At 63.2% G+C, this 26,623-nt stretch carries 29 protein-coding genes, 1 tRNA gene and 3 pseudogenes; 26 read left to right on the forward strand and 7 right to left on the reverse strand.

Annotation, left to right across the window (positions count from 1 at the left end):
• The first annotated feature begins 2 nt into the window (after positions 1-2).
• From yidD to RBB42_RS01055, 15 genes and pseudogenes are all read left to right on the forward strand, one after another.
• Positions 3-233: a membrane protein insertion efficiency factor YidD gene (yidD, locus tag RBB42_RS00985; RefSeq protein ID WP_305971796.1), complete on the forward strand. Its 231-nt coding sequence runs from the start codon at positions 3-5 to the stop codon at positions 231-233.
• Positions 230-2,152, forward strand: a complete 1,923-nt coding sequence (gene thrS / locus RBB42_RS00990; protein ID WP_305971797.1) for a threonine--tRNA ligase — start codon at positions 230-232, stop codon at positions 2,150-2,152. The genes yidD and thrS overlap by 4 nt, the downstream gene beginning before the upstream one ends.
• Before the next feature lie 43 nt (positions 2,153-2,195).
• On the forward strand, positions 2,196-2,666 hold the full coding sequence (locus RBB42_RS00995) for a metal-independent carbonic anhydrase family protein (RefSeq protein WP_305971798.1): 471 nt from the start codon (positions 2,196-2,198) through the stop codon (positions 2,664-2,666).
• Between the two features lie 54 nt (positions 2,667-2,720).
• Positions 2,721-3,113, forward strand: a pseudogene (locus tag RBB42_RS01000) (DUF1826 domain-containing protein); the annotation flags it as partial.
• Positions 3,114-3,156: 43 nt separating this feature from the next.
• Entirely contained in the window at positions 3,157-3,372 is a 216-nt protein-coding gene (locus RBB42_RS01005) for a DUF1826 domain-containing protein (RefSeq protein ID WP_306043585.1), read from the forward strand.
• A 22-nt stretch (positions 3,373-3,394) separates the two neighbouring features.
• Positions 3,395-4,558: an S-(hydroxymethyl)glutathione dehydrogenase/class III alcohol dehydrogenase gene (locus RBB42_RS01010; RefSeq protein ID WP_305971800.1), complete on the forward strand. Its 1,164-nt coding sequence runs from the start codon at positions 3,395-3,397 to the stop codon at positions 4,556-4,558.
• Between the two features lie 136 nt (positions 4,559-4,694).
• Positions 4,695-5,102 (forward strand): Fur family transcriptional regulator, encoded by a 408-nt coding sequence (locus RBB42_RS01015; RefSeq protein WP_305971801.1) that lies wholly within the window; start codon positions 4,695-4,697, stop codon positions 5,100-5,102.
• Entirely contained in the window at positions 5,099-5,230 is a 132-nt protein-coding gene (locus RBB42_RS01020; RefSeq protein ID WP_305971802.1) for a hypothetical protein, read from the forward strand. The genes RBB42_RS01015 and RBB42_RS01020 overlap by 4 nt, the downstream gene beginning before the upstream one ends.
• Complete coding sequence (gene aztA / locus RBB42_RS01025) at positions 5,227-5,970, forward strand: zinc ABC transporter ATP-binding protein AztA (RefSeq protein WP_305971803.1); 744 nt, start codon at positions 5,227-5,229, stop codon at positions 5,968-5,970. Before RBB42_RS01020 ends, aztA begins: the two co-directional genes overlap by 4 nt.
• Positions 5,967-6,836: a metal ABC transporter permease gene (locus tag RBB42_RS01030; RefSeq protein WP_305971804.1), complete on the forward strand. Its 870-nt coding sequence runs from the start codon at positions 5,967-5,969 to the stop codon at positions 6,834-6,836. The genes aztA and RBB42_RS01030 overlap by 4 nt, the downstream gene beginning before the upstream one ends.
• A 12-nt stretch (positions 6,837-6,848) precedes the next feature.
• Positions 6,849-7,850 (forward strand): metal ABC transporter substrate-binding protein, encoded by a 1,002-nt coding sequence (locus RBB42_RS01035; RefSeq protein WP_305971805.1) that lies wholly within the window; start codon positions 6,849-6,851, stop codon positions 7,848-7,850.
• A gap of 105 nt (positions 7,851-7,955) precedes the next feature.
• Positions 7,956-9,167 carry a GTP-binding protein gene (locus RBB42_RS01040; RefSeq protein ID WP_305971806.1) on the forward strand — a complete coding sequence of 404 codons (1,212 nt, stop codon included), beginning with the start codon at positions 7,956-7,958 and terminating at the stop codon, positions 9,165-9,167.
• Complete coding sequence (locus RBB42_RS01045) at positions 9,164-9,799, forward strand: DUF1826 domain-containing protein (RefSeq protein WP_305971807.1); 636 nt, start codon at positions 9,164-9,166, stop codon at positions 9,797-9,799. The genes RBB42_RS01040 and RBB42_RS01045 overlap by 4 nt, the downstream gene beginning before the upstream one ends.
• 110 nt (positions 9,800-9,909) lie before the next feature.
• On the forward strand, positions 9,910-10,500 hold the full coding sequence (locus tag RBB42_RS01050) for a DUF1007 family protein (RefSeq protein WP_305971808.1): 591 nt from the start codon (positions 9,910-9,912) through the stop codon (positions 10,498-10,500).
• Positions 10,491-11,423, forward strand: a complete 933-nt coding sequence (locus RBB42_RS01055; RefSeq protein WP_305971809.1) for a nickel/cobalt transporter — start codon at positions 10,491-10,493, stop codon at positions 11,421-11,423. The genes RBB42_RS01050 and RBB42_RS01055 overlap by 10 nt, the downstream gene beginning before the upstream one ends.
• A 188-nt stretch (positions 11,424-11,611) precedes the next feature.
• Here RBB42_RS01055 and RBB42_RS28220 read toward each other — a convergent pair.
• The 5 genes and pseudogenes from RBB42_RS28220 to RBB42_RS01080 all read right to left on the reverse strand — a co-directional run.
• Positions 11,612-11,846, reverse strand: a pseudogene (locus RBB42_RS28220) (transposase zinc-binding domain-containing protein); the annotation flags it as partial.
• A gap of 57 nt (positions 11,847-11,903) precedes the next feature.
• Positions 11,904-11,963: pseudogene (locus RBB42_RS28225) on the reverse strand (hypothetical protein); the annotation flags it as partial.
• 352 nt (positions 11,964-12,315) lie between these two features.
• Complete coding sequence (locus tag RBB42_RS01070) at positions 12,316-13,584, reverse strand: NAD(P)/FAD-dependent oxidoreductase (protein ID WP_305971810.1); 1,269 nt, start codon at positions 13,582-13,584, stop codon at positions 12,316-12,318.
• Positions 13,581-14,324, reverse strand: coding sequence for an N-formylglutamate amidohydrolase (locus RBB42_RS01075; RefSeq protein ID WP_305971811.1), 744 nt, complete (start codon positions 14,322-14,324; stop codon positions 13,581-13,583). Before RBB42_RS01075 ends, RBB42_RS01070 begins: the two co-directional genes overlap by 4 nt.
• Entirely contained in the window at positions 14,317-15,195 is an 879-nt protein-coding gene (locus RBB42_RS01080; RefSeq protein WP_305971812.1) for a MurR/RpiR family transcriptional regulator, read from the reverse strand. The genes RBB42_RS01075 and RBB42_RS01080 overlap by 8 nt, the downstream gene beginning before the upstream one ends.
• A 143-nt stretch (positions 15,196-15,338) precedes the next feature.
• Between RBB42_RS01080 and RBB42_RS01085 the strand changes: the two genes are divergently transcribed.
• Positions 15,339-17,036: a peptide ABC transporter substrate-binding protein gene (locus RBB42_RS01085; protein ID WP_306043586.1), complete on the forward strand. Its 1,698-nt coding sequence runs from the start codon at positions 15,339-15,341 to the stop codon at positions 17,034-17,036.
• Positions 17,037-17,425: 389 nt separating this feature from the next.
• Here RBB42_RS01085 and RBB42_RS01090 read toward each other — a convergent pair.
• A tRNA-Ser gene (locus RBB42_RS01090) sits at positions 17,426-17,515 on the reverse strand.
• Positions 17,516-17,716: 201 nt separating this feature from the next.
• Between RBB42_RS01090 and RBB42_RS01095 the strand changes: the two genes are divergently transcribed.
• From RBB42_RS01095 to RBB42_RS01125, 7 genes are all read left to right on the forward strand, one after another.
• Positions 17,717-18,571, forward strand: coding sequence for a DUF2059 domain-containing protein (locus tag RBB42_RS01095; protein ID WP_305971814.1), 855 nt, complete (start codon positions 17,717-17,719; stop codon positions 18,569-18,571).
• A 200-nt stretch (positions 18,572-18,771) separates the two neighbouring features.
• Positions 18,772-19,356: a 50S ribosomal protein L21 gene (locus RBB42_RS01100; protein WP_305971815.1), complete on the forward strand. Its 585-nt coding sequence runs from the start codon at positions 18,772-18,774 to the stop codon at positions 19,354-19,356.
• Positions 19,357-19,377: 21 nt separating this feature from the next.
• Complete coding sequence (rpmA, locus tag RBB42_RS01105) at positions 19,378-19,647, forward strand: 50S ribosomal protein L27 (protein ID WP_043138588.1); 270 nt, start codon at positions 19,378-19,380, stop codon at positions 19,645-19,647.
• Between the two features lie 182 nt (positions 19,648-19,829).
• The gene (locus RBB42_RS01110) at positions 19,830-20,369 is read left to right on the forward strand and encodes a GNAT family N-acetyltransferase (protein WP_305971816.1); all 540 of its coding nucleotides are present in this window, start codon (positions 19,830-19,832) and stop codon (positions 20,367-20,369) included.
• Positions 20,370-20,447: 78 nt separating this feature from the next.
• Positions 20,448-21,488: a GTPase ObgE gene (gene obgE / locus RBB42_RS01115; protein ID WP_305971817.1), complete on the forward strand. Its 1,041-nt coding sequence runs from the start codon at positions 20,448-20,450 to the stop codon at positions 21,486-21,488.
• On the forward strand, positions 21,476-22,582 hold the full coding sequence (gene proB / locus RBB42_RS01120; RefSeq protein ID WP_305971818.1) for a glutamate 5-kinase: 1,107 nt from the start codon (positions 21,476-21,478) through the stop codon (positions 22,580-22,582). Before obgE ends, proB begins: the two co-directional genes overlap by 13 nt.
• Positions 22,583-22,654: 72 nt before the next feature.
• Positions 22,655-23,920: a glutamate-5-semialdehyde dehydrogenase gene (locus RBB42_RS01125; protein WP_305971819.1), complete on the forward strand. Its 1,266-nt coding sequence runs from the start codon at positions 22,655-22,657 to the stop codon at positions 23,918-23,920.
• Between the two features lie 21 nt (positions 23,921-23,941).
• Here the strand turns inward: RBB42_RS01125 and RBB42_RS01130 are convergent, their stop codons facing one another.
• Positions 23,942-24,547, reverse strand: a complete 606-nt coding sequence (locus RBB42_RS01130) for a histidine phosphotransferase family protein (RefSeq protein ID WP_305971820.1) — start codon at positions 24,545-24,547, stop codon at positions 23,942-23,944.
• Positions 24,548-24,575: 28 nt separating this feature from the next.
• Here RBB42_RS01130 and RBB42_RS01135 point away from each other — a divergent pair, with 28 nt between their 5' ends.
• The 3 genes from RBB42_RS01135 to olsA all read left to right on the forward strand — a co-directional run bounded on the left by RBB42_RS01135 (position 24,576) and on the right by olsA (position 26,502).
• A complete protein-coding gene (locus RBB42_RS01135) occupies positions 24,576-24,758 on the forward strand; it encodes a DUF3553 domain-containing protein (protein ID WP_305971821.1) in 183 nt (60 codons plus the stop codon).
• Between the two features lie 120 nt (positions 24,759-24,878).
• A complete protein-coding gene (gene olsB, locus RBB42_RS01140) occupies positions 24,879-25,637 on the forward strand; it encodes an L-ornithine N(alpha)-acyltransferase (RefSeq protein WP_305971823.1) in 759 nt (252 codons plus the stop codon).
• Positions 25,638-25,644: 7 nt separating this feature from the next.
• Entirely contained in the window at positions 25,645-26,502 is an 858-nt protein-coding gene (gene olsA / locus RBB42_RS01145) for a lyso-ornithine lipid O-acyltransferase (protein WP_305971822.1), read from the forward strand.
• Positions 26,503-26,623: the final 121 nt, after the last annotated feature.

Consider the following 26,623-nt stretch of genomic DNA (forward strand, 5'->3'; position numbering starts at 1 on the left):
GAATGTTGCGCCATTTTGACACCGTTGCCCGCAGGTCGGTCCTGTCGTCGCGGTTGGGCCAGCCCTGCCGGTTTCAGCCAAATGACTTCACCAATTCCACCGAAGCGCTGAAGACCCACGCCCCTCTACGCGACCTCTGGCTGACCCTTCGGCGCCTTGTCCGCTGCACTCCTTTGGGCGGCATTGGATATGATCTGGTGCCCCCTCTCTCGAACCGAAAGAACATGAAATGATCCACGTCCGCCTACCTGACGGGGCGTCCCGCGCCTTGCCTAAGTCCAGCACCGCCGCCGACCTTGCCGCGGCCATCAGCCCGAGCCTTGCGAAACGCACCGTGGCGGTGGTGGTCGAAGGGGAGATACGAGATCTGTCAGCACCGTTGCCTGATGGTGCCGAGGTGGAGTTGATGTCGCGCGACGATCCCCGCGCGCTGGACCTGATCCGCCACGACCTCGCCCATGTGCTGGCCGAGGCGGTGCAGGCGCTTTGGCCCGGCACGAAAGCCGCCATCGGACCGGCCATCGCGCATGGGTTCTACTATGACTTCGACCGCGAAACGCCCTTCACGCCCGAGGATTTGCCCGTCATCGAAAAGAAGATGCGCGAGATCATCAAGGCGCGCAGGCCCTTCACCTGCGAAGAATGGACCCGCGATCAGGCGCAGGCGCATTTCGAGGCCGCGGGTGAGACTTACAAGCTGGCCCTGCTCGATGCGATCCCAGAGGGTGAGCCGGTCACCATCTACCGCCAGGGCGACTGGCTCGACCTGTGTCGCGGCCCGCACATGCGCCACACCGGCGACGCGGGCAGTGCCTTCAAACTGACGCATGTGGCCGGCGCCTACTGGCGCGGCGACAGCAACAACAAGATGTTGAGCCGCATTTACGGCGTGGCCTTCGCCGACAAGGCAGCGTTTGACGCGCATATGACCATGATGGCCGAGGCAGAGAAACGCGATCACCGCCGCCTCGGGCGCGAGATGAACCTGTTTCACTTCGAAGAGGTCGCGCCCGGGTCGGTGTTCTGGCACCCCAACGGCTGGCGGCTGTTCCAGACCCTGATCGGCTATATGCGCACCCGGCAGGAAGCGGCGGGCTATGTCGAGGTCAATTCGCCCGACATCATGGACCGTGCTCTGTGGGAAACCTCGGGTCACTGGCAGAACTACCGCGAGAACATGTTCCTCGCCACCACCGAGGACGACCGCGACTATGCGCTGAAACCGATGAACTGCCCCGGGCACATGCTGATCTATGGTCAGGGGGTCAAAAGCTATCGTGATCTGCCGCTGAAGATCGCCGAGTTCGGCAAGGTGCACCGGTATGAACCGTCGGGCGCGCTTCACGGGCTTCTCAGGGTGCGCAGCTTTACCCAGGACGACGCGCATATCTATTGCACGCCCGAACAACTGACCGAGGAATGTCTGAAGGTCAACGATCTGGTTCTGTCCATCTATCGCGATTTCGGGTTCGAGGACGTGCGCATCAAGCTTTCGACCCGCCCCGAAAACCGGATCGGCAGCGACGAAAGCTGGGACCGGTCCGAAGAGGCGTTGCGCACGGCGCTCGACAAGGCCGGGCATCCCTATACGATTTTCGAAGGCGAGGGTGCCTTTTACGGGCCGAAACTGGAATACGTGCTGCGCGACGCCATCGGGCGGGATTGGCAATGCGGCACCCTTCAGGTCGATTTCAACCTGCCGGAACGCTTTGGCACCACCTATGTCGCGGCCTCGGGCGAAAAACTGCCCCCCGTCATGCTGCACCGCGCGCTCTTCGGTTCGCTCGAACGCTTCACCGGCATCCTGATCGAACATCACGCCGGCCACCTGCCGCTCTGGCTCGCGCCGGTGCAGGCGGTGGTGGCGACCGTGACTGGCGCGGCGGACGATTGGGCGGTCGAGGTGGCCGAAACGATGCGCAAGGCGGGCCTGCGGGTAGAGCGTGACACGCGTAACGAAAAGATTGGCTACAAGGTGCGCGAACATGCGCTGAAGAAAGTGCCGGTTCAGATCGCCCTCGGCGCACGCGAGGCCGAGGACCGGACCGTCACGCTGCGCCGGCACGGCACCGATGAAACGCAGACGCTTGCCCTGACCGAGGCCGTGTCCCGTTTGGTGGCCGAGGCGCAGGCGCCGTGCAGCGACAGTTGAGCCCCCCGACACCCAATCTGACACGACACGGAAGGAAAGACCCTTGATTACATCACGAGATCTTCTGGCTGCACGCACCACGTGGGGCGCGCAGAAAATCGCCATCTCCAAGGCCTTCGAGGATGGCGGAATCGAGGCGGCGCGCGCAGCCGCAACGGCGCACCTGGACGCGAATTACGGCTACAACCTAGGCCCGGTGCTGTTCAAACCCACCATGGCCAGCGGCGAACAGACCTTTCGCCCGACCAAAGAGGGCGCACTGGCCTATTTCTGCGGCCATTCCGACGATTTCCCGCGCGATGCCGGGTTTGCGATCCGCGGCTGGCGCGCCATGAACAGCGTGACCTCGGCCGAATTCATCGAGGGCGATGTCGCGATGTGGATGGGCTGGGTCACCCTGACCGACCGCGATGGCAACGACACCACGGTCGACAAGAGCTTTGGCTACAAGCGGGACGCCAACGGCGTTTTGCGCATCGTGCTGCACCATTCGTCCCTGCCGTTTCAGCCATAGGCCCGAGATCAAGGCAGGACACTCACGCGACGGGACAGCACTTCAGGAGGCGAGATGACGTATTATCAGGACATACTCGAAGAGGCGGGCAATGCTATCTTCCGTGCGGAAACGCCGGATGCAATCGCGGCCATTCGCCGGCCCTCCTGCGCCGCAACGATCTGGCAGCGCAAGCCAACGACGCGGTTTCAGTCCTGGATCGATGCTCTCCCGCCCGAGCAGCTGCCAAGCGCGCGGATTGTCCTGCGCGCCGAAATGGTGGGCGCGGCCTTGCTCAAATTGGCAGAGGCGCATGGCACGCCCGAGGGGCCGGAACGCGACCTGCTGATCGAAGATGTCTCGGCCCTTGCGGCGATCTTTGCCGATGTCATGCGGGTGAAGTACGTGCGCCTGCGGCTGGAAACCGTTACCGGCAACGCCTGCCGCAAGTTTCATCTGGATGCCGTGACCGGACGGCTGATCTGCACCTACCGCGGCCCCGGCACGCAATATGGCACCGCCGTCACGGGCACCGCGCCGCATCGGATCCACGCGGTGCCAACCGGCGCCCATTGTGCTGCGCGGCACCCATTGGCCCGAAAAGCCGCTGTCCGGACTTCTGCACAGGTCTCCGCCGATCGAGGGCACAGGCAGGGTTCGGTTCGTCCTCGTGCTCGACCCTGTCGATGACCCGGCACAAGCAACCAACACCGGATTCATGCACTGAAATCAACACAGGGGGCACAATCATGAAGACTCGCGCTGCCATCGCCTGGGCGCCGAACCAGCCGCTGGAAATCGAAGAAATCGACCTCGAAGGCCCGAAGGAGGGCGAGGTCCTCGTCCGGATCGTCACCACCAGCCTGTGCCACACAGACGTGTTCACCCTGTCGGGCGAAGACCCCGAGGGGCTCTTTCCCTGTGTTCTCGGCCATGAAGGCTGCGGTGTCGTCGAGGAAATCGGCCCCGGTGTGACCTCGGTCAAACCGGGCGATCACGTGATCCCGCTTTACATTCCCGAGGATCCGAACTGCCGATACATCCAGTCCGGCAAGACCAACCTTTGCCAGACAATTCGCAAGACCCAAGGCGCCGGCGTCATGCCCGACGGCACCTCGCGCTTTTCCTACAAGGGACGGGAAATCAAGCATTACATGGGCACCAGCACATTCAGCGAATACACCGTGCTGCCTGAAATCTCGGTCGCCAAGATATCCAAGGACGCGCCATTGTCGAAGGCATCCGTGATGGGCTGCGCCGTGCCCACCGGCATGGGCGCTGTGCGCAACACCGCCAAGGTCGAGGCCGGTGCAACCGTTGCAGTCTTTGGCCTTGGCGCGGTCGGCATGGCGGTAATCCAAGGCGCAGTCATGAGCGGTGCGTCAAGGATCATGGGCATCGACATCAATCCGTCGAAGTTCCTGCTGGCCAAGGCACTCGGTGCGACCGAGTGCATCAATCCCAAGGATTACGACGCCCCGATCCAGGATGTGCTGGTGGAATTGACGGATGGCGGGCTGGATTACACCTTCGAAGCGGTCGGGAACGTGGACCTGATGCGCGCTGCGCTTGAGTCCTGTCACAAGGGGTGGGGAGAGTGCACGGTGATTGGTGTTGCGGGCGCGGGCCAAGAGATTTCGACCCGTCCCTTCCAATTGGTCACCGGCCGTGTCTGGCGCGGCACTGCCTTTGGCGGGGTCAAGGGCCGAAGCGAACTGCCGGGCATGGTCGACGAATGGCTGCGCGGCGAATTCAGCGTCGATCCCTACATCACGCACCACATGACCCATGACCAGATCAATACTGCCTTCGATTTGCTTAAAGCAGGGGACTCTATTCGCTCCGTGATCCACTTCCGGCCGGACGAAACCATGACTGTGAACTCGCTGCCCGGGGTACTGGTGCCCGAGTAAGTGCGTCTCGAAGAACAGGTTTTCGGGGGCGGGAGCGCCCCCGCTCTTGTGGTGAAATGCGTCGCGCCTGTGTGCTGATCGCTCTTGCGTAATGTAATGTTATAACGTAGCAATCGTCTCGGGCATTTCAGGAGGCATGTCTGTGAACACGCGGGGACAACAGGTGCAGAGAGACGTCTTGGCCATTCTGCGGCGCGAGCGTGCCCCCCTGTCCGCCTACAAGGTTCTGGCAGAGATGCGGCGCGCGACGCCAAAGATGGCACCGACAACGATCTATCGGGCGCTGGCGGCGCTGATCAAAGCGGGCCGAGTGCATAAGCTCGAATCCCTGAACGCGTTTATCGCCTGCCGGTCAGGGAAACAGGATCACAGCGCGGTTTTGTCGATCTGCGACGAGTGCGGACAGGTTGAGGAAACCGCTGCGCCAGAAGTTGTTGAGGCACTGTCGACGCTGGCGGGGCGCTCGGGCTTCAGACCCGTGCGCCATGTGATTGAACTCCGTGGCCAATGTGCCTCCTGCGAAAACGAAGAGGTATCCCCATGATCGATCAATGGCCGATCCTGCGCCTGCTTCTTCTGGGTGCCGGGCCGCGACTGGGCTGTGCGGCGCTGGTTTTGGCACTTCTTTGGGCCGGGTACTTCTGGGCCACGGCCACGCCGGGGCCAACATGACCACTGCAATTGCGTTTCGGGATCTGACGCTGGGGTATGACCGGCATCCGGCCGTGCACCACCTGCAAACCGAGATCGGCACGGGCAGCCTGACCGCCGTTGTCGGGCCGAACGGGGCTGGCAAATCGACCCTGCTCAAGGGCGTGATTGGCGCCTTGTCACCGCTCGGCGGCAGCGTGATTTTTGGCGGGCTGAACCGCGACGATATCGCTTTTCTGCCGCAGCAAGCCGACATCGACCGCAGCTTCCCGCTTACGGTTCTGGACTTGGTAGCGATGGGATTGTGGCGCGAAATCGGTGCCTTTGGCGGGCTGGGCCGGAAACAGAAGCCCCGTGTCGAGGCCGCAGTCGCCGCCGTCGGGCTGACCGGCTTTGAAACCCGGCCCATCGGATCGCTGTCTGGTGGTCAGATGCAGCGGGCGCTCTTTGCCCGGCTGCTGTTGCAGGATGCGCAGCTGGTCTTGCTTGATGAACCCTTTGCGGCGATCGACGCACGCACCATGGCCGACCTGATCGCCGTGATCGAAGGCTGGCACGAAGAGGGGCGCACGGTCCTGACCGTGCTGCACGATTACGATATGGTCCGGGCCCATTTTCCACGCACGCTCTTGTTGGCGCGGGAACTGGTGGCCCATGGGCCGACGCATGAGGTGCTGACGGCCGAGAACCAGTTTCGCGCGCGCCAGATGTGCGAGGCCTGCGACGGCCCGCCCCATGTCTGCGGACGGAGCGCGGCATGATCTGGGACGCGGTTTTTCAACCTTTCGCTGATTTCGGTTTCATGCGTCGCGCGCTGCTTGGCTGCATCGCCATCTCGGTCGGCGCCACGCCAGTGGGTGTTTTCCTGATGTTGCGGCGGATGAGCCTGACCGGAGACGCCATGGCACATGCGATCCTGCCCGGCGCTGCGGTCGGCTACCTTGTGTCGGGCCTGTCGCTGGGCGCGATGACGGTTGGCGGGTTGATCGCCGGGATGGCGGTGGCGCTGCTGTCGGGCTTCGTGACCCGCGTGACCGCCCTACGCGAAGATGCCAGCCTGGCTGCTTTCTACCTGATCAGTCTCGCGCTTGGCGTTCTGATCGTGTCCACACGCGGCAGCAACGTGGACCTGATGCATGTGCTCTTTGGCACGGTTCTGGCTCTGGACGATGCGGCGCTGATCCTGTTGTGCGCGTTTGCCAGCCTGTCGGTTCTGGTCCTTGCGCTGCTGTTCCGGCCACTGGTGCTGGAATGTGCCGATCCCCAATTTCTGCGCTCTGTCAGCGGGCTGAGCGCGGTCACGCATTTCACCTTCCTCGCGCTGGTTGTCATGAACCTCGTCGGCGGCTTTCATGCGCTTGGCACGCTGATGGCGGTGGGCATCATGATCCTGCCCGCCGCGGCCGCACGGTTCTGGGCGGCCGGCATCGGTGGTCTGGTCTTGACCGCAATCATCATCGCCATGGTGTCAAGCCTGACTGGCCTTCTCCTGTCTTACCATTACAGCCTGCCATCCGGGCCGGCGATCATCCTCGTGGCGGGCATTGCCTACGGGGTGTCGCTGGTCTTCGGACCGGTGGGCGGCCTAATCGCGCAGGCTTTGCCGCGCCGTGACTTCGAAGTCTGAAAGGAAAAATTCATGACCACTCGCAGAAGCATTCTCAGATCCGCCGCCGCGATGGTTGCGTTGTCACTGGGCGGGCCCGTTGCCGCGCAGACGGCCGAGCCGGCCCGCGTCGTCGCGACTTTTTCGATCCTCGGCGACATGGTCGAGCGTATTGGCGGTGAGTTCGTCGACGTGACCACCCTGGTCGGTCCGGATGGGGACGCACATGTCTATCAACCGACCCCTGCAGCGGCACGTTCGGTCAGCGAAGCGCAGGTGCTCGTTGTCAACGGGCTGGAGTTCGAGGGGTGGCTGGATCGTCTGGTCGACGCCTCGGATTTTGATGGAACGCGGGTTGTGGCAACCACCGGGATCGAGCCGATCGCCTTTGAGGACGATCACTATGACGATCATGATCACCATGACGATCATGATGACCACGGCGACGAGCACGCGGAAGATGCTCATCATGACGACCACGACGATCATGACGATCACCACCATGGCGCCTTCGACCCGCACGCCTGGCAGAGTCTGCGCAACGCTGTGATCTACGTGGACAATATCACCGCGGCGCTGGCGCAGGCCGATCCGGAAAATGCAGCGACCTTCTATCAGAACCGCGCGGCCTATGTCGCCGAGATCGAGGCGCTGGATGCCGAAATTCGCGCCATCGTCGCCGAACTGCCCGCGGATCGCCGGACTGTTGTCACCAGCCATGACGCCTTTCAGTATTTCGGTCGCGACTACGGGCTGACCTTCCTTGCACCGCAGGGCCTCAGCACCGAATCCGAAGCCTCCGCCCAGGATGTCGCCCACTTGATCGAAGAGATGCGCGACCAAGGCATTTCGGCGGTCTTCATCGAAAACATCGCGGACAGCCGTCTGTTGCAGCAGATCGCAAACGAAACCGGCGCGACCATCGGCGGCACGCTCTACCCCGGCGCGCTCTCCGGCCCTGCCGGACCGGCGCCGACGTACCTCGACATGATGCGCCATAATGCAAAGACATTGGCGCAGGCGCTGGGGTCGTAAGCGGACCGGTCGCCGCTGCGGCGCATGTCTCGGCGTGCGCCGCGCACCTGGTCACAATCGGTTGGCCGCAGCCGACCTGAAAATCCCCGTAGAGGTATCCATATCATGACAGACACCCGCCTTCCCGTCACCGTCCTCTCCGGCTTTCTTGGTGCGGGAAAGACAACGCTGCTGAACCGGGTCCTGAACAACCGCGAAGGCCGCCGCGTCGCCGTGATCGTCAACGACATGTCCGAGGTGAACATTGACGCCGACCTGGTTCGCGCCGACACCGAACTGTCGCGCACTGACGAGACCTTGGTCGAGATGTCCAACGGCTGCATCTGCTGTACTCTGCGCGACGACTTGCTGGATGAGGTCCGCAAACTGGCTGCCGAGGGTCGCTTTGACTACCTTCTGATCGAATCCACCGGCATTTCCGAGCCGCTGCCTGTTGCTGCCACCTTTGATTTCCGCGACGAGTACGGCGACAGCCTGTCCGACGTGGCCCGGCTCGACACCATGGTGACGGTGGTCGACGCTGTGAACCTGCTGAATGACTATTCCAGCCACGATTTCCTGCGGGATCGGGGCGAAACCCTGGGCGAGGACGATGAGCGCACGCTGGTCAACCTGCTGGTCGAACAGATCGAATTCGCCGACGTGGTGATCCTCAACAAGGTGGCCGATGCCGGGCCGGAACGCACCGACGCGGCGCGCAAGATCATCCGCAGCCTGAACGCCGACGCGCAGATCATCGAAACCAACCATTCCGACGTGGCCAGCGAAGCGATCCTCGACACGGGGCTCTTTGATTTTGAAAAGGCGCATGAGCACCCGATGTGGGCCAAGGAGCTTTATGGCTTTGCCGACCACGTGCCCGAGACCGAGGAATACGGCGTCACCAGCTTTGTCTACCGTGCGCGGCGGCCCTTTGTGCCAGAAAAGATCATGGCGGTCCTGAATGGCGACATGCCCGGTGTGATCCGGGCCAAGGGCCATTTCTGGATCGCCACGCGGCCTGACTGGGTGGCCGAGTTCTCGCTCGCCGGGGCGCTGTCCTCGGTCAAGCCGCTGGGCACATGGTGGGCGACCGTCCCGAAGGAACGCTGGCCCGACCATGACAGCGCCCGCACCTATCTGCAGGCGCATTGGCAGGAACCGTGGGGCGACCGACGACAGGAGATCGTCTTTATCGGGGCCGGCATCGACTGGCCCGCGCTGAAGTCCGCGCTCGACGCAGCGCTGTTGCCCGAAGTTGCCGCCGCCGGGCCCGACAGCCTGCCGGACCTGCCTGATCCGTTCCCGCTCTGGCGTCGCGCCGAGGCTGCGGCATGAATCTGGTCCGCACAACGGTCAAGGATGCCGCGATTGGCGTTGCGGTCGCGGATGCACCCGAAGGGCTTGCAGCGATCCACCGTCCGGGTTGCGCCGCGGCGATCTGGCGACGACAGCCCATGCCGACGTTTCAGGCATGGATTGACGCGCTCGACCCTTCGCAGCTTCCGCGCGCCCGTGTATTCCTTCGGCCCGAAGCCGTTCGCGACGCAGCCTCTCAGATCTGCGCAGCGTCCGGGATGCCGGAAGATGCCGAACGGGACCGCCTGGTGGACGACGTGGCGGCGCTTGCCGACACCTTTTCGGATCTCATGCGCGCCAGGTGGTTGCGTTTGCGGTTTGACGTTGTCACGACGAACGCCTGCCGCAAGTTCCATATCGACGCTGTGACGGCGCGGCTGGTCTGCACCTACCGCGGCACCGGCACGCAATACGCCATCTCGCCGGACGGTGCGGATCCGCAAAAGGTTTTTACTGTCCCGACCGGGTCTCCGATCGTCTTGCGCGGCACATTGTGGCCCGAGCATCCGCGCTCTGGACTGTTGCATCGTTCTCCCCCGATCGAAGGCACGGGCGAGACGCGCGCCGTGCTCGTGCTCGATCCGGTCGATGATCCGGAGGAAGAGGTGTGATGCAAGGCAACCTGAAATCGCAACCTGCCGAAAGAACCTGAACCTTGCGCATTGCACGCAGATCATGGGCACTGTTTGGTCTCGCGGCCCTTTCGGTCGCGGGGCCTGTCGTGGCTCATCCGCATGTGTGGATCGACGGGGGTGTCGATTTTTCCATGCGGGACGGGAACGTCCTGCAGTCGCTGCAGGTCACCTGGCTCTACGATGAATTCGAAACGCTCTACATGATCGCCGAAGCAGGTTTGGGATTGGACCGCTCAGGCGGCTTGGACAACTCCGACCGCCAAGCGTTGATCCGGCACCTCAGCAACTGGCCAGAGGACTTCGATGGTTCGGCGCATTTGTCCATAGACGGCTTGGCGGTGCCGCTTGACTGGCCCCAGGGCCTCGACGCGCAGGTGATCGACGGTCGCCTGCAGATGACGTTCACCCGCCCCTTGACCTCGCCGGTGTCATTGGCCGGCCGGTCGGTCGACGTGGGCTTCTACGAAAGCACCTATTTCTTTGCCTTCTCCATCACCAACGCCCCAAGGATTTTGCCCGCACAATCGGCCTGCGCCGCCAAGGTCATTCGCTTCGATCCCGAGACCGCGCCCGACGGCCTGTTGGCAGACCTGGCGGCGCTGGACCGGGAAGAAACCCCGAAAATCGCCAACGTGGGCGCGCTCTTTGCTGACCGGATTTCATTGACATGCGACTGATCTTTGCCTGTGTCGCGATCGTGGCCACCTTGGCCATCGTGACGATGCTGATCGACTCCTCCAGCCTTGCGGCCTGGGCGTCCCAGCAGCAGCGCGCCTTCCTGACGGATCTGGCACGCGCGGTTCGCACCCTGCAAACCGGACGACCCGGGGCCTGGATCGCCCTGATGACGGCGGCGGGATCTTACGGTTTCGTCCATGCCCTCGGTCCCGGCCATGGCAAGTACCTGATCGGGGGTGTCGGCTTGGGAACCTCTGTACCAACCGCCCGGCTATTGGGGTTGGCGCTTGCATCAAGCCTGGCCCAGGCAATTTGGGCGATTGTGCTGGTGTATGGCGGGTTTTCCCTGTTTGAACTGTCGGCCCGTCGCATGACTGCATTGGCCGAGGATATTCTGGCCCCCGCCAGCTATCTCGCCATCGCTTCGGTCGGTCTGGTGCTGGTCTGGCGCGGAGTGCGTGGCCTTGCCTTTCGACAGGCGGGCCGCCGCCACGTAGACCGGCAGGCGCATCATGGGCATGAGGAGAACCGGCAACATGAGCATGTCCACGAAGGTCACGGGGCCTGCGGCTGTCATGCTCATGGGCCAACGCCGCAAGAGGTCTCTGAACTGACATCGTTCCGCGAAGCGTTGGCGCTTGTCGGCAGCATTGCGGTACGGCCCTGTACCGGCGCGATCTTCCTCTTGGTGATTGCCTGGCAGATGGAGATCCGCACCGCAGGCGCCGCCGCTGTCATGGTGATGGGCACGGGCACCGCGGCACTCACCAGCCTGGTGGCGGTTTCCAGTACCTTCGCACGCGGCATGACCTGGGCAACCGCGGATCGGGCCGGCGCGATGGCGCTTGTATTCCCCATGCTACAGACCTTTGCCGGGGGGCTTATTGTCTGGATCAGCTTGCTTCTGTTTGGGTTGAGGTAGCCCTGATTCTGCGGTCGTTTTCTACAGCTTGCTTTGCGGTGGTCGGGCTTCGATATGTGCGGTCTTGCTGTGGGACGGAAAAGGGGCGGTATTTTCGACCGTCATTCCGTAAAGGCAGCAACCGGCGGTGATCTCCGGGCCAGCGTAGCTTCTTCGAAACCGTAGTAAGGCTGCCGCTCGATCAAACAGGCGACTTGCGCGACCTCGGCTGGCAACGTGAAGACCAGGTGGAAACACTCGACCGGCAGCAGTTCGTCCGCGCGCGCCGCCATCCAGTCGCGCACCGCCGGTCCCTGACACTTCGGGCAATGCCTCCCTTTCGGAACATAGCTTCGCAATACACCTTACGGGCAGTGGTATCTTGCAAGAGTCATAGGCGGTGTGATGGTGGCCACATGGGCATATCGCGCAGTGGTTCGTCAGCTTGGCGTGGCCGAGTTGCACCTGGACCACCCGCACCTCCGTGTTCGCCTCCAGCAGATGGGTCGCGAAGCTGTGGCGAGGCGTGGTCAGCGTTGCCGCTTTCTTTAACCTCGCCATGTGCTTGGCTGAGGTGAACGCCCGTTCAACCGTCGCGGCGACAGCGGGTTGATTTTGGGCTTGCCCTGGATCTTGCCCCGGTCACCGCCTCAATCCGTTCCGAAGGGCGCACTTCTCGCCGGACCATTGCGGAGCAATTCAATGCCCGAGGCAGTAGTAAACGTACGTCAAGGGCAGGGGGCTGGCTTTTATCCACCGTCAGGAGCCTGCTGCGGAAACTCGAAATCTGCATAGGATCTACGATGCTACCGGGATCGCCGACCAGCTGCGGCCGCCGCGGCTTTTGGAAGTGCGAACGTGCCATCCTCATGTGACATTTTCTGGAGTTGTGAACGAAACACCTCAAAAACAACTATAAATCGAAACAATCTCTCGCCTTGTTCGTAGGACCGCGCAGGTTTTGGACGGCCGTACCTATGACCCTGGCTAGGGGTATCCGTGCAGGCGGGTCCTGTGGCCAGAGCGCGGCCCCTGCCTTCGGATCGCACAAGGTCTCGGCAAAGGCACGCCCAAGCGCCGCGGTGGTCGGAACACCCCGCCCGCAGTAGCCCAGAAGGCCCCAGAGTCCGTCATCCAGTTCGAAGATTGCCGGGCGCTGTTTTGCAGAGACGCCAACCTGTCCGGTCCAGTGGTACTCCCATTGCAAGCCTTCCAAAACGGGATAGCGCCGAGCCAGCCTGCGCGTGGCCTGTTCGACCGTCGGTCCGCTCTTGCGGCCCCGACGCAGTTCGACAAGACCCCCAGTGACGATGCGACCAGAGGTATCGACGCGAAAGAACATCGGGTCGCGCCGTGTGTCGCTGAAAGTGACGCCGGAAGGGAGCACGGCGTCTTTCTGATCCGCCCCAAGCGGTGCGCTGACCACAGCATAGGAGGTCAGTGGCACCAGGCTGTGCCGCATCCGGGCGGGGACCGCGTCCGTCCCGTAGGCATTGGTCGTCAAGCCGACCTTACGGGCGGAAATCTCGCCTTCAGGCGTCTCCACGATCCACTTCCCCGAGCGGGCCTTTCGCAGCCCTGTCATCGGTGTGCCGGTATGAATCGCACAGCCTGCCTTTTGTGCAGCCCGTGCAAGGCCGCGCGCATAGGCCAGGGGATTGAGGTGCCCGCCGTCTTTGTGGACCCAGCCGCCAAGATACCCGGGCGCGCCGCTCAGCCGGGCGACCTCATCGGGGCCCAGAAACGGTCCGGCTTTTCCCAATGCGGCATATTTTGCATGGGCCGCCTTCGCACGTTCGAGGCCCGCAGAACTGTGGGCGGCATTCAGCCAGCCGCCCTGAACCGCGTCGCATTCTATGCCCAGATCGGTGATCTGGTCGAATACGATCTGTGCTGAGTCGCGCAAGAGCGCGAAGCCCGCCTGGGGCAAGGTCTCGGCGTCAAGGTATCCGAAGACAGGGATGCATTGACCATGGTTGCGACCAGAGCCACCGCTGCCGATCTCGCCCGCCTCGATCAGAGCTACTGACAGTCCCTTTCGGCAAAGTTCCAGAGCCGAGATCGTTCCGCTGAACCCGCCACCCACGATGGCGACATCCACCTGGATATGCTCGGTCAGCGGGGCTGTCGGAGGCGCGGGCGGTGCAGTTTCGGCATAATGCGGAGCCTTGATTAGGGTCATGAGGCCATTCCTTCGCTCACCAACGCCGTCAACGTAGAACCAAGCCGACCGGACCAGGCCGCTCGGTCTGCAGAGCTTTCCAAAAGGTCATTGGAGATTTCCAGGCCGCAAGCCAAGTGACCCGTGCCATGTGTATGCCGGTCGATGGTGTAGACGCCATTGCGCCCGGAATACGGCTGGTTGTCTCCAAGGTTCAGATCGCTATCGCGCCCCAATTGGCGTAACAGGGCGTTCGAGAACCGTGGGGAGTCGTTCCAGATCGTCCCGCAGTCCCAGGGGCGATGCTGGCCGTCGAAGACGCGAGTGCAACTGTGCAGCGCAAGAAAGACCGGATCTGAATGCCGGTCGGCAATTCCTGTCCACAGATCGGTCAGTCGCCGGTGATACGGCCAGAAGATCGCGTCGTGACGGGCCTGCCGTTCGGCCTCGCTCATGGCGATGTTGCCGGTTACAGGAATGCCCTCGATCTGCATCGGAATCGACCGAGGATCTTCCAGCCAGCGGTTCAGATCGATCACCAGCCGGCTGACTGTGCCCAGGATGACCGGCGCGTCGAGAACCTCTGCGAGGCGGCGCGCAACATCGTCGATCCACAGATCGCAGAAATGATGCGTTCTCTGCCAGTGCGGATCAAGACCGAGGTTGCCGAACCGTTCCGGCAGATCCGTGCCGGCATGGTCAACCACGATCAATCCCGGGAAACGGCCTTCCGGGTTCAAAACGATAGGATGCTCAATCATTGGCAACCTCTGTGTCATCTGTTCCCGGCCGGGCACGAAGCGCCTCCATGCGGGACAGTCGCGCGCGGGCGGCGTCACGGTCACGTTCGACCACGGCCGCAACGAGGGCTTCTACCTGAGCGGTCGGAACGACGCGGGAGCCAAAAGGGGACAATGTGTCATCGGGAGCGGTCAAAACCGCCTGTGCATATTGCGCAATCGGCGAACGCCAGGGATCGGTCATCAACACGATACGAGCCCCAGCATCCGAGGCGCCTCTGGCAAAATGCAGCAATTCGTTTTGATAGCGCCGATAGTCGAAAATGATCAGAAGGTCGCGCGGGCCAATATCTGCCAAGGCGTCATAGGCAAAGCCAACCTCCTGCCGAAGCAGGACAACGCCTTCACGCACCTGGCTCATCTGCATGACCAGCCGTTCCGCCAAGTTCCGGCTGTAGCGGCCGCCAAGCGCCTTAATGCGCAACTTCGGATTGGCCAGAAGTTCGACAATCGAGTCGAATTCAGCCGGGACAACTTGGTTGGCGGCTTTCCTGAGTGCCTCTGATTGCATCAAGAGGGTGTTGCGGTAGATGTGCCCATCTTCCGTTTCGCGGCGGGCCTCTTCGTTCAGTTGCTGCAGCGGCGACCCAAGTTGCCGTTCGATTTCTTCCAAGACCGCAGCCTGGAATGTAGCAAACCGCGGGAAACCCAGCTTGGCAAGGTATCGCAAGACCGTAGGACCGCTGACGCCCGCGCGGGTGGCAAGGGTCTCTACGGTCCCCACTGCGCTCGATGGAAAATTCTCGGCAAGGGCGGCGGCCACTTTGCGCTCGGCGGTCGAAACCGCGGTCTCGCGCAGCCGTGTGGCGAGATCTGGTGAAGACGACATCATACTCGGCGGAATCTGGATTGTTTGTTACATCTTGACTAGCAAAAGGGTCGTTTGCAACATTTAATACAAGTCGACAAAGACCCGCAGCAACTGCAAGCGGTGGGCGCAAACGAACAAGAGACCCCCAACAGGAGACTAGGATCATGAAAACTTTCACAATACTGGCCGGAGCGGCTTTGGCCCTCGCGCCGGTCTCTGTCGGCGCCGAACGCGGCAGTGACGGGCATCTCCGGATCCTTTACTGGCAAGCAGCCTCAACCATGAATCCCTACCTGTCCGGGATCGCAAAAGAGGTGGAGGCGGCCTCGCTCGTTCTGGAACCGCTTGCTCGGTTCGACGAAAACGGGGCCCTTGTCCCGATCCTCGCCGCCAGGATACCGACCGTCGAGAACGGTGACGTGAGTGCGGACCTGACAAGCATTACATGGACCCTGAAAGAAGACCTCAAGTGGTCGGATGGCACAGCGGTTACACCCGAAGACGTTATCTTTACCTGGAAGTACTGTACCGACGAGGCCAGCGGATGCGCGGCCCTGTCGATGTTCGACAATGTCGCCGACGTCGTCGCGTTGGATGATCGAAAGGTCAAGATCAGCTTTACTGAGCCGAAACCTTATCCCTACACGGCCTTTGTCAGTTCGGAAGCCCCGATCCTGCAAAAGGCGCAATTCGCCGAATGCACAGGTGCGCGCGTGGCCCAGTGCACCCGCGAAAACACCTTCCCCATCGGGACGGGCCCCTATGTGGTCGATGACTTTCAGGCCAATGACGTCATCTCCTACTCGGCCAATCCCAATTTCCGTCATCCTGACAAGCCGGCCTTCGGCACTGTGACGATCAAGGGCGGCGGCGATCCGGCGTCTTCGGCGCGGGCAGTGCTGCAAACCGGCGAGGTGGACTACGCCTGGAACTTGCAACTGCCGCCGGACGTGCTGGACCAGATGAAAGGCGGACCGGGTGAGGTCATTGCAGGCAACGGTTCGGCCGTTGAGTTTCTCTTCCTCAACCAGACGGATCCCGATCCCGACCTTGGCGAACAGCGATCCACCGTTGACGGCGGGGCGCATCCTTTCCTGACGGATCCCCGGGTCGGGAAGGCGTTGTCGCTGGCCATCGACCGATCCCTGATCGCCGAACTTCTGTACGGTGAAGCCGGTCGGCCCGGCTGCGCTGTCGTGCCTGCCCCCGCGCTCTACAAATCGTCGACGTTTGATGGCTGCGAAACCCAGGACCTCGAAGAGGCCGCCGCTCTGCTGGACGAGGCCGGCTGGATCGACAGCGATGGCGACGGTATCCGGGACAAGGACGGCGTGAAACTGTCCATCCTTTACCAGACCTCGACGAATGGCGTCCGCCAGGACACCCAGGCGCTTATCAAGCAATGGTGGGGTGAAATCGGCGTCGAGACGGAACTTCGCAACATCAACGCCTCGGTCTTCTTCGGAGGCGATCCCGGTTCGCCTGATACCCGGCAGAAGTTCTATGCCGACGTGCAAATGTACACGGACAACTCCAAGGGCCAAGACCCCGAGAGCTTTCTGGCGAATTGGAGTTGCAACGACATTCCGGGCCCGACGACCCAGTGGCAGGGCAACAACATCCAGCGTTTCTGTTCGGAACCCTACCAAGCGTTGATCGCGGAATTCCGGACTGCAGCCACATTGGAGGAGCGCGGGCGCATTGCACGCGAAATGAACGACCTGCTCGTCGGTTCCTACTCGATCATTCCCTTGGTCCATCGCCGGATCCTATCCGGCAAGGCGAAATCGCTGGAGGGTGTGCGGATGAACAGCTGGGACAGCCAGATCTGGAACATTGCGGACTGGCATCGCGCAGACTGAAAACAGCAAACAAGCGGGTGGGCGCATGAGAGCCCGCTCGCTTTTACTGACAAAGAAACTTGGCTGTCGGCCAGCACAGGGAGAATTCGCGCGAAGATGCCTATCTCTCTCCCGCGCTTTCATCGGTTGTAGAGCGTGCTCTGATTGCGGCTTTGTCAAGCGGGTGAGCGGTTTGTCCGTCCGGGGCCATGGTTCTCTGCGAGGTCGCATTGAGCGCCTCATGATGGTTTCCGGTGGCGGATCGTCTCAAATGCGTTGCGCGGGGTGTGGGGGTTGGCGGTTATCCCCCCGTGTCGCAACACTTCGCGTTCAAGCGCAAATGGGATGACGGGCGCGTTGGCATGTGTGACCGCCGTGGGCGGCTTTTTCTTTTTAAATTCAAGCATGTGTGGCGGAGAGACAGGGATTCGAACCCTGGGTCCCCGTGAAGGGACAACGGTTTTCGAGACCGCCCCGTTCGACCACTCCGGCACCTCTCCGCGGGGGTCTGGGTAGAGGGGCGTTTAGACAATTCCCCAGCGGGGTGCAACCGGCAAATCACAAGTTTTTCGCATGCCGGTGAAAGAGCCCGCAGTTGTCGTGATCGTGACGGCGTCCACCCGCCTGCACACTCCGTGACAGTTGTTGTAGGCGCGGCTCTGCTCTACCACTAACAGGGCCCAGATCCGCGCGAGGACAAAATGATCAAAAACGCCCCGACACCCAAGGCCCTGACGGCCCGGCACCTGATTCCGGCGCTGTTGGCATGGCTTGCCTGCCTTTGTCTTGCGTTGCCGCTGCGGGCCGAGCCCATAGACGAGTTGGCCGAGGCGCTGCAGATCGATTCCATGATCGAGGTGATGCGCGTCGAGGGCATGGCCTACGGCGCCGAACTGGCCGACGAAATGATCCCGGGCGGCAGCAATCCTGCCTGGCAAGAGTTGCTGGACAAGATCTATGACCCGGACAAGATGCGCGCCATCGTTCGCCAGGGCTTTGCGGAGGCCATCGAGGACAGCGACCCGGCGCCTCTGATTGCCTTTTTCTCGTCCGACCTCGGGCAGAAGATCATCACCCTGGAACTCGAAGCGCGGCGCGCCATGATCGATGACGAGGTCGAACAGGCCGCGCGGCAGGCCTATCTGGACATCAAGGGCAGCGAGGATCCGCGCCTGGATCAACTGCGCCGCTTCGTCGATGTAAACGACCTTCTCGAAACCAACGTGACCGGTGCGTTGAATGCGTCGTTCCGCTTCTACTCCGGCCTGGTCGACGGGGGCGGCTTGCAGATGGCCGAGGGCGATATCCTCTCCGATGTCTGGAGCCAGGAGGAGGACACGCGCGAGGACACCCGCGAATGGCTTTTCGCCTACCTCCTCCTCGCCTACGAACCGCTGGAGGACGAGGAACTGGAAGCCTATATCGCCCTGTCCGAAACCACCCAGGGTCGGGCATTGAACCGGGCGCTGTTTGCCGGGTTCAACGCCATGTACGACGAGATTTCCTATGCCCTCGGGCTGGCGGCCTCGCGGCAGATGCAGCAGCAGGAACTCTGAGGCCAGCCCTTGCAACAATGGCTTGACAACCACGGGCTTTGCGGATCATAAGCCGCGCACGACTAGACGGGGCTTTTGGCCCCGCCTTTTGTTTTTGTTCAACGATCGTCCGAATGGACGCGCTGTTCGAGGCGGGGCAGGGACCCTGTAAACTCCGGATGACGGGGCCACAGAACGCGGCAGAAAAGGAATGACGCACCATGTTCGCGGTGATGAAAACCGGCGGCAAACAGTACAAGGTACAGTCGGGCGATACGCTCCGGGTGGAAAAGCTGGCCGCAGACGCGGGTGAAACCGTACAGTTCAACGACGTTCTGATGCTGGGCGGCGACACCACCGTCGTCGGCGCGCCCTTCGTGGCCGGCGCCGCCGTGCAGGCCGAGGTCATCGACCAGGTCAAGGGTGACAAGCTGATCCATTTCGTCAAGCGCCGCCGCAAGCACAGCTCGCAGCGCACCAAGGGCCACCGCCAGCAACTTACGCTGGTTCGCGTGACCGAGATTCTCGCCGAAGGCGCAGATGCGACCGGCGTCAAGGCCGCCCAGGGCGCAGGTTCGGCCCCGAAGGCAGCCGCACCGGCCGCCGCCGCCAAGGCAGCAGCCCCCGCAGCGGTTGAATCCGGCGACGACCTGACCCAGATTACTGGTGTTGGCCCCGCCGCCGCCAAGAAGCTGGCCGAGGCTGGTATCACCACTTTTGCCCAGCTGGCGACCGTGGACCCCGAAACCTTCGAGGCCGCCAAGGTCAAGCCCGAGTGGGTCGAACAGGCCAAGACTCTGGCCTGAGACAGTTAAGGAGAGAAACGAATGGCACATAAAAAAGCAGGCGGTTCCTCCCGCAACGGTCGCGACTCAGCCGGACGCCGTCTTGGCGTCAAGCTGTACGGCGGGCAGGCCGCGATCCCCGGCAACATCATCGTGCGTCAGCGCGGTACCAAGTTCTGGCCGGGTGAAGGCGTTGGCATGGGCAAGGATCACACCATCTTTGCAACTGCCGAGGGCGCCGTGACCTTCCGCAAGGGCCTCAAGGGTCGCACGTTCATTTCGGTCCTGCCGGTGGCGGAAGCCGCGGAATAACGCCGAGATCAGTGTCACGGAAACGGACAGGGGATCGGCGGCACCGCCGGTCCCCTTCGCTGTTTCCTGGTGCTGCTTTTCTGGCCCGGTCACGGGCCCCCGGTCGGTCATGCCAATGACAAAATGACCTGTCACAGAACAGGCAGAGCCGATCTCGTCCGATGCACGAGAGGAGAGTGCACATGGGCCTTGATGCAACCCAGGATCAGCCGGTCGTCAAGACCGAGCGGTTCGATCTGCGCCCCGTGCGCCGGTCCGACATTGGACTGATGGAGCTTTACACCGGCGACGAACGCGTGGCCCGGATGACGACATCCATTCCGCACCCGCTGCCGCCGGGCGCGGCAGAGGCCTTTGTCGCGCGCGTCACAGCGCCTGACCGGCACGAAGACGTCTGGGCGATGGATGCCACCAAGGTTGGCGGCTCCGAGCTGATGGGCGTGATCGCGCTGGAGCGGATGGACCGCAACCAGTCCGAGGTCGGGTACTGGGTGGCGCCGGCCTTCTGGAATACCGGGCTGGCGTCCGAAGCCGTACGCGCGCTGGTCGAGGCCAACCCGATGGGAAATGCCACGATGTTCGCCAGCGTCTTCCAGGACAACGCCGCCTCGGCGCGGGTGCTGGTGAACTGCGGGTTCGAATACATCGGCGATGCCGAGGCCTATTCCGTGGCCCGCCAGGCCAAGGTCCCAACCTGGACATATATCTGCAAGCTGGCCTGAGGCGTCGCGCAAGGCCCGCTTGAGCGCCGGGGGAAACCCCGGTAAACCGCCGCCTGTCTCTCGCCGAAAGCCCCAATCATGAAATTCCTCGATCTCTGCAAGGTCTACATCCGTTCCGGTTCCGGCGGGAACGGCTGTGTCAGTTTCCGCCGCGAAAAGTTCATCGAATACGGCGGGCCGGACGGGGGCGATGGAGGCCGCGGCGGCACTGTCTGGGCCGAGGCGGTGGACGGGCTGAACACGCTCATCGATTTCCGCTATCAGCAGCACTGGTTTGCCCAGAACGGGCAGGCGGGCAAGGGGCAGAACCGCACCGGCGCCGACGGCAGCGACATCGTCCTGCGCGTGCCCGTGGGCACCGAGATCCTCGAGGAAGACGAGGAAACCGTGATTGCCGATCTGACGGAACTGGGTCAGCGGGTGCAGCTTGCCAAGGGCGGCAATGGCGGCTGGGGCAACCTGCGCTTCAAGACCGCCACCAACCAGGCGCCCCGCAATGCCAACCCCGGGCAGGACGGGGTCGAACGGACGCTGTGGCTGCGTCTGAAACTGATTGCGGACGTGGGTCTCTTGGGGCTGCCCAATGCCGGCAAGAGCACCTTCCTGGCCGCGACCTCGAACGCCCGGCCAAAGATCGCGGATTACCCCTTTACCACCCTGCACCCGAACCTTGGTGTCGTCTCTGTCGACAACACCGAGTTTGTCGTGGCCGATATTCCCGGCCTGATCGAGGGCGCGCACGAGGGGCGGGGGCTGGGGGACATCTTCCTGGGCCATGTCGAACGGTCGGCGGTCTTGCTGCATCTGGTCGATGGTACATCAGGCAGCCTGATCGAGGACTACCATACCATCTGCAACGAGCTGGACGCCTATGGCGCCGGCTTGTCCGAAAAGCCCCGTGTGACCGTTCTGAACAAGATCGACGCGCTGGACGCCGAGGAGCGAGAGTTTCTGAAGGAGGAACTCGAGGCGGCAGGGGCCGAGAACGTCATGCTCATGTCCGGGGCTTCCGGCGAGGGTGTGACCGAGGTGCTGCGCGCGCTGCGTCCGCATGTGGAGGCCCGCCGCGCGGCGGACCGTCCCGCGGACCCCGAGGAGGACGGGACATGGCAGCCCTGACAGAGGCGCGCCGGATCGTCATAAAGATCGGCTCGGCCCTGCTGGTGGACCGCGCAAGCGGCGATTTGCGCCGCAGCTGGCTGGATGCCATTGCCGAGGACATCGCGCACCTGAAAGCGCGTGGCGCCGACGTTGTGCTGGTCTCGTCCGGCTCGATTGCGCTTGGCCGCGGCATTCTGCAACTGCCGTCCTCCGTCCTGCCCCTAGAACAATCGCAGGCGGCCGCCGCTGTCGGTCAGATCCACCTGGCCCGCGCCTGGCAAGAGGCGCTGGCACCGCACGGGCTGACGACCGCGCAGGTTCTGGTGACGCTGGAAGACAGCGCCGACCGTCGTCGCTACCTGAACTCGCGCGCCACGCTGGAAACCCTGCTGGGGTTCGGCGCCGTGCCCATCGTGAACGAGAACGACACCGTGGCCACGGATGAGATCCGCTATGGCGACAACGACCGGCTGGCGGCACAGGTCGCGGTGACTGTTGGCGCGGACCTTTTGGTGCTTTTGTCGGACGTGGATGGCCTTTATACCGGCAATCCGAACAGCGATCCGGGCGCGCAACGGATTGATACCGTGGACGAAATCTCGCCCGAGATCGAGGCGATGGCAGGTGATGCAGGCTCGGGGCTGTCCAAGGGCGGGATGAAGACCAAGGTCATGGCGGCCAAGACGGCGACCGCCTCGGGCTGTGCCATGATCATCATGCACGGCGCCGAACTGCATCCGCTGAAACGCCTGACCAATGGCGCACCATCGACCCTGTTCACCCCGCATCTCGACCCGCATGCGGCGCGCAAACGCTGGATCGCGGCGATGAAACCGCAAGGCACGCTGCAGGTGGACGAGGGAGCGGCGCAGGCGCTGGCCTCGGGCAAGTCGCTTTTGCCCGCCGGGTTGCGTGCGGTCGAGGGCGATTTCGGGCGCGGTGAGCCGGTGACGATCCGGACGATGAACGGCTTGACACTGGGGCAGGGGCTGACCCGCTATACCGCCTCGGAAGCCACGGCCATCGCCGGGCATCACAGCCGCGACTTCGAGCGCATCCTCGGCTATCCAGGCCGCGCCGTCCTGATCCACCGCGACGACATGGCGGTGTGACGGCTTTCTTTGACCCGTCCCACCGATCCCACTACTAAAGACGCAGTCACTTCTGGCCAGAGGGTTCGTCCCATGAAAGATCTCGAGAATATCCCCGCCCTGATGCAGGACATCGGTGAAAAGGCGCGCGCCGCCGCAGCGGAACTGGCCTTTGCCCCAGCCGAGGCCAAGCGCAAGGCGCTGGAGGTCGCGGCGGACAAGCTGTGGGAGGCCCGAACACAGGTCATCGAGGCCAATGCCCGCGACCTCGATTTCGGTCAGCAAAAGGGCCTGAGCAAGGCCATGATGGACCGCCTCATGCTGGACGAGGCGCGCATCCAGGGGATCTGCGACAGCCTGCGATCGGTCGCGGCGCAGGACGATCCGGTGGGCAAGGTCATCGAGGAATGGGACCGTCCCACAGGCCTGCACATCCAGCGCGTGCGCACGCCGCTTGGCGTGGTCGGGGTGATCTATGAATCCCGCCCCAACGTGACGGCGGATGCCGGTGCGCTCTGTCTCAAGGCGGGCAACGCGGTGATCCTGCGCGGTGGGTCCGAGAGCTTTCATTCCTCCGGCGCGATCCATGCCTGCCTGGTCGAGGGGCTGCGCGCCGCCGGCCTGCCGGAAACCGCTATCCAGTTGGTGCCGACCCGCGATCGCGCCGCTGTCAGCGAGATGCTGAAGATGACCGACTTCATCGACGTGATCGTGCCGCGCGGAGGCAAGGGGCTGGTCGGCCTCGTTCAGCGCGAAGCGCGGGTGCCCGTCTTTGCCCACCTCGAGGGCATCGTGCATATCTACATCGACAAGGAGGCCGACCCGGTCAAGGCGTTGTCCGTGGTCCGCAATGCCAAGACCCGGCGCACCGGTATCTGCGGTGCGGCCGAATGCCTGCTGATCCATCGCGACGTGGTCGAGACCGTCGGCCAAGGCGTGATCCGCGCGCTGTTGGACGCAGGTGTGGAGGTGCGCGCCGATGCCGGGTTGCAGACCATTCCGGGCACCGTGCCCGCCAAAGCCGAGGACTGGGGCCAGGAATACCTGGATAGCATCATCGCGGCGCGGGTCGTCGACGACATCGACGAGGCCATCGGGCACATCCGCAAGTACGGCTCGAACCACACCGACGCGATCCTGACAGAGGATGACGCAGCGGCGGCGCGTTTTTTCGAACGACTGGATTCCGCGATCCTGATGCGCAATGCCTCGACCCAGTTCGCCGATGGCGGAGAGTTCGGCATGGGGGCGGAAATCGGGATCGCCACTGGAAAGATGCACGCCCGGGGCCCGGTGGGCGCCGAGCAGTTGACCAGCTTCAAGTACCTGGTGACCGGTGACGGGACGGTGCGGGCCTGAGGCCTGCACCGTCCGGGCCGGTCAGGCGATCTTGATCGTAAGGGCGTCATCGGTCGGGGTGGCATAGATCCTTTGGCCCGCCGCCTCGGCCTGGATCGGCAAAAGCACGAAATGCACGCGGTCCGCCCCGGGCCAGTCGGACGGGGCACTGCCATCGAGGTGTTTCCAGTGCTGCGGGTCGGCGGCAATGCGCGGTCCCGTGGCGTGGAGCGTCCAACCCGCCGCATCCCGATCGACACGCAGCGTGCCGCCATGCGGCAGTGCGCTTTCGCAGCAAAGGTAGGCGAGGAAGGCCAGCTGCACCTGAAGCCGGGGCAGGTCCTCCTGCGGAGTCCAGTCCACCTGCAGCTTGCCACCCTTGCCCAGGGCCGTCAGGGTGGACGCGATCTCTCGTCGGCCCATCATCTGTTGTTCACCGGCCTGGCCGAAGGCGACACGAAAAAAGCGGATGCGCGCGGCGGCGCTTTCGCAACTGTCCTGGATCAGCGCCATTTCGGGGCTCAGATCGGTGGGCCCGGCAAGGGCAATCAACTCCAGCCCGTTCTGGATGGCGCCGATAGGACTGATAAGGTCGTGGCACAGCCGCGAACCGACGAGGGCGGCGAGCTGAGCTTGGGACTGGGACATGGCAATCTCCGATCTGGAGGGTACAGGAATGAAAGAACTCAACTCGTTACTCGAACCAGGAATGCTGGTGCGGCATCCCGAACAGCCCGATTGGGGTACTGGGCAGGTGCAGTCCAACATCGGGGGCCGGATCACCGTAAACTTTCGGGAAGAGGGCAAGGTCGTCTTGGACAGTGCCCGGGTCACGTTACTCCCCGTTCATGATGGTTAACCTAGTCGGCCACAGGTTGATGAAGGGTTAACCAAGGTTAGGACGGAACCGCAAGCGTTGCACTCGCAGGCCCGCTTGCCTATGACCGTCCGACAGGTCCGACCGCAGCGCTTGGGAGAGATGACAGTGACAGAGGCCTTCTCGGTCCGGCTGGCGAGAGATGCCGAGGATATCGCCGCGGCGCAGCGTCTGCGGTACGATGTCTTCGTGACGGAACTGGGGGGCGACGGCGCGCTGGTCGATCACGATGCAGGGCTGGAACGCGACCGGTTCGATCTCTTCTTCGATCATCTTCTTGTCTGCGATGACAGCAAGGGCGGTGCCGTGGTCGGTGTCTACCGCCTGCTGCGCGACGATCAGGCTGCCCTGGCGGGCCAGTTTTACTCCGAGGACGAGTATGATCTTGGCGCGTTGCGCAACAGTGGTCGCCGCCTTATGGAACTGGGCCGCTCCTGCCTGCATCGCGATTACCGGGGCGGTGCGGCCATGTTCCATCTCTGGCAGGGATTGGCGGGTTACGTCCTGGACCACGGGATAGAGGTTCTCTTCGGCGTCGCCAGTTTCCATGGTACGGATGTGGACAGGCTGGCCGGGCCGCTCTCGCTCTTGCATCATCGTCACCTGGCGCCGCGCGAACTGCGTCCGAGGGCGCGTGAATTCCAGTCGATGAACCTGTTGCCCGAGGACCAGATCGACCGACGCCAAGCGATGTTGCAGGTGCCGGCGCTGATCAAGGCCTACCTGCGGTTGGGAGGATGCGTGGGGGACGGCGCCTTTGTCGATCACTCCTTCAACACCGTGGATGTCTGCCTGGTGATGGACACCGCGCGCATGACCGACCGGCAGCGCGCGCTCTATACCCAGGAACGCGCCACATGAGGCGGGCATGAGCCAGACCTGGAACGGCGCCGAGGAGCCGGACTGGCCCCCGATCGGTGCGCGGGGCTGGCTGCGTATCGCCTGGCGCGCACCGCTCATGGCGCTGGTGATCTTCGGGTGCCTGGGGCTGCTCTTGCTGGTACGTCTGTTGGAACGGCCGCTTTGCGGGGCCGGGCGACCCGTGACGCCGCACATCACCCGCTTTGTCTGCCGCACTGTGCTGGTGATCATGGGGTTGCCCGTCGAAATGCGCGGGCAACGCATGAAGGGGCCGGGTGCCATCGTGGCCAACCATACCTCGTGGCTGGACATTTTCGTGCTGAACAGTCGAAAGACGATCTATTTCGTCTCCAAGGCCGAGGTGGCGGGATGGCCCGGAATCGGATGGCTGGCGCGGGCTACGGGCACTCTGTTCATCAACCGCGACCGGCGCGAGGCGCAGGCCCAGGCCCAGGCTTTCGAGGATCGTTTGCTGAACGGACACCGACTGTTGTTCTTTCCCGAAGGCACCTCGACCGACGGGCTGAGGGTGCTGCCGTTCAAGACGACGCTTTTCGCCGCCTTCTATTCCGAACGCCTGCATCACCGGTTGCAGGTGCAGCCGGTGAGCGTGGTCTATCATCCGCCCCGGGGCGCGCACCCGCGGTTTTATGGATGGTGGGGCGATATGGATTTCGGTGCCTCCCTGCTGCGGATCCTCGCGGCACCGCGACAGGGCAGGGTGGTGCTGAACTATCATCCGCCGGTCCGGGTGGATGATTTCGCCAACCGCAAGAGCCTGGCGCATGCGCTGGAAATCCGGGTCCGGGAGGGACACGCAGCGGAACTTGGCCCCGTGTCACCGGAGCTGCCGGGCGGAGCGTAGCCCGGCGTACAGTGGCTTTCGGGGCGCGGCCCCGAATTTCGGGAGTGTCAATCGGCACGCAATCTTAACCCCCTATAGGCGTCCAAAAATGACCCCCTTGGAGTGCTCCGGTAGCTGGCCC

Origin of the sequence: Mameliella sp. MMSF_3455 (assembly GCF_030733205.1) — a bacterium.
In the GTDB taxonomy this organism is placed as follows: domain Bacteria; phylum Pseudomonadota; class Alphaproteobacteria; order Rhodobacterales; family Rhodobacteraceae; genus Antarctobacter.

Bases quoted from the DNA above. Each gene is read 5' to 3' on its own strand.
- yidD (WP_305971796.1), top strand. From the start codon at position 3: ATGTTGCGCCATTTTGACACCGTTGCCCGCAGGTCGGTCCTGTCGTCG.
- thrS (WP_305971797.1), top strand. From the start codon at position 230: ATGATCCACGTCCGCCTACCTGACGGGGCGTCCCGCGCCTTGCCTAAG.
- RBB42_RS01005 (WP_306043585.1), top strand. From the start codon at position 3,157: ATGGCACCGCCGTCACGGGCACCGCGCCGCATCGGATCCACGCGGTGC.
- RBB42_RS01010 (WP_305971800.1), top strand. From the start codon at position 3,395: ATGAAGACTCGCGCTGCCATCGCCTGGGCGCCGAACCAGCCGCTGGAA.
- RBB42_RS01015 (WP_305971801.1), top strand. From the start codon at position 4,695: ATGTCTGTGAACACGCGGGGACAACAGGTGCAGAGAGACGTCTTGGCC.
- RBB42_RS01020 (WP_305971802.1), top strand. From the start codon at position 5,099: ATGATCGATCAATGGCCGATCCTGCGCCTGCTTCTTCTGGGTGCCGGG.
- aztA (WP_305971803.1), top strand. From the start codon at position 5,227: ATGACCACTGCAATTGCGTTTCGGGATCTGACGCTGGGGTATGACCGG.
- RBB42_RS01030 (WP_305971804.1), top strand. From the start codon at position 5,967: ATGATCTGGGACGCGGTTTTTCAACCTTTCGCTGATTTCGGTTTCATG.
- RBB42_RS01035 (WP_305971805.1), top strand. From the start codon at position 6,849: ATGACCACTCGCAGAAGCATTCTCAGATCCGCCGCCGCGATGGTTGCG.
- RBB42_RS01040 (WP_305971806.1), top strand. From the start codon at position 7,956: ATGACAGACACCCGCCTTCCCGTCACCGTCCTCTCCGGCTTTCTTGGT.
- RBB42_RS01045 (WP_305971807.1), top strand. From the start codon at position 9,164: ATGAATCTGGTCCGCACAACGGTCAAGGATGCCGCGATTGGCGTTGCG.
- RBB42_RS01055 (WP_305971809.1), top strand. From the start codon at position 10,491: ATGCGACTGATCTTTGCCTGTGTCGCGATCGTGGCCACCTTGGCCATC.
- RBB42_RS01070 (WP_305971810.1), bottom strand. From the start codon at position 13,584: ATGACCCTAATCAAGGCTCCGCATTATGCCGAAACTGCACCGCCCGCG.
- RBB42_RS01075 (WP_305971811.1), bottom strand. From the start codon at position 14,324: ATGATTGAGCATCCTATCGTTTTGAACCCGGAAGGCCGTTTCCCGGGA.
- RBB42_RS01080 (WP_305971812.1), bottom strand. From the start codon at position 15,195: ATGATGTCGTCTTCACCAGATCTCGCCACACGGCTGCGCGAGACCGCG.
- RBB42_RS01085 (WP_306043586.1), top strand. From the start codon at position 15,339: ATGAAAACTTTCACAATACTGGCCGGAGCGGCTTTGGCCCTCGCGCCG.
- RBB42_RS01095 (WP_305971814.1), top strand. From the start codon at position 17,717: ATGATCAAAAACGCCCCGACACCCAAGGCCCTGACGGCCCGGCACCTG.
- RBB42_RS01100 (WP_305971815.1), top strand. From the start codon at position 18,772: ATGTTCGCGGTGATGAAAACCGGCGGCAAACAGTACAAGGTACAGTCG.
- rpmA (WP_043138588.1), top strand. From the start codon at position 19,378: ATGGCACATAAAAAAGCAGGCGGTTCCTCCCGCAACGGTCGCGACTCA.
- RBB42_RS01110 (WP_305971816.1), top strand. From the start codon at position 19,830: ATGGGCCTTGATGCAACCCAGGATCAGCCGGTCGTCAAGACCGAGCGG.
- obgE (WP_305971817.1), top strand. From the start codon at position 20,448: ATGAAATTCCTCGATCTCTGCAAGGTCTACATCCGTTCCGGTTCCGGC.
- proB (WP_305971818.1), top strand. From the start codon at position 21,476: ATGGCAGCCCTGACAGAGGCGCGCCGGATCGTCATAAAGATCGGCTCG.
- RBB42_RS01125 (WP_305971819.1), top strand. From the start codon at position 22,655: ATGAAAGATCTCGAGAATATCCCCGCCCTGATGCAGGACATCGGTGAA.
- RBB42_RS01130 (WP_305971820.1), bottom strand. From the start codon at position 24,547: ATGTCCCAGTCCCAAGCTCAGCTCGCCGCCCTCGTCGGTTCGCGGCTG.
- RBB42_RS01135 (WP_305971821.1), top strand. From the start codon at position 24,576: ATGAAAGAACTCAACTCGTTACTCGAACCAGGAATGCTGGTGCGGCAT.
- olsB (WP_305971823.1), top strand. From the start codon at position 24,879: ATGACAGTGACAGAGGCCTTCTCGGTCCGGCTGGCGAGAGATGCCGAG.
- olsA (WP_305971822.1), top strand. From the start codon at position 25,645: ATGAGCCAGACCTGGAACGGCGCCGAGGAGCCGGACTGGCCCCCGATC.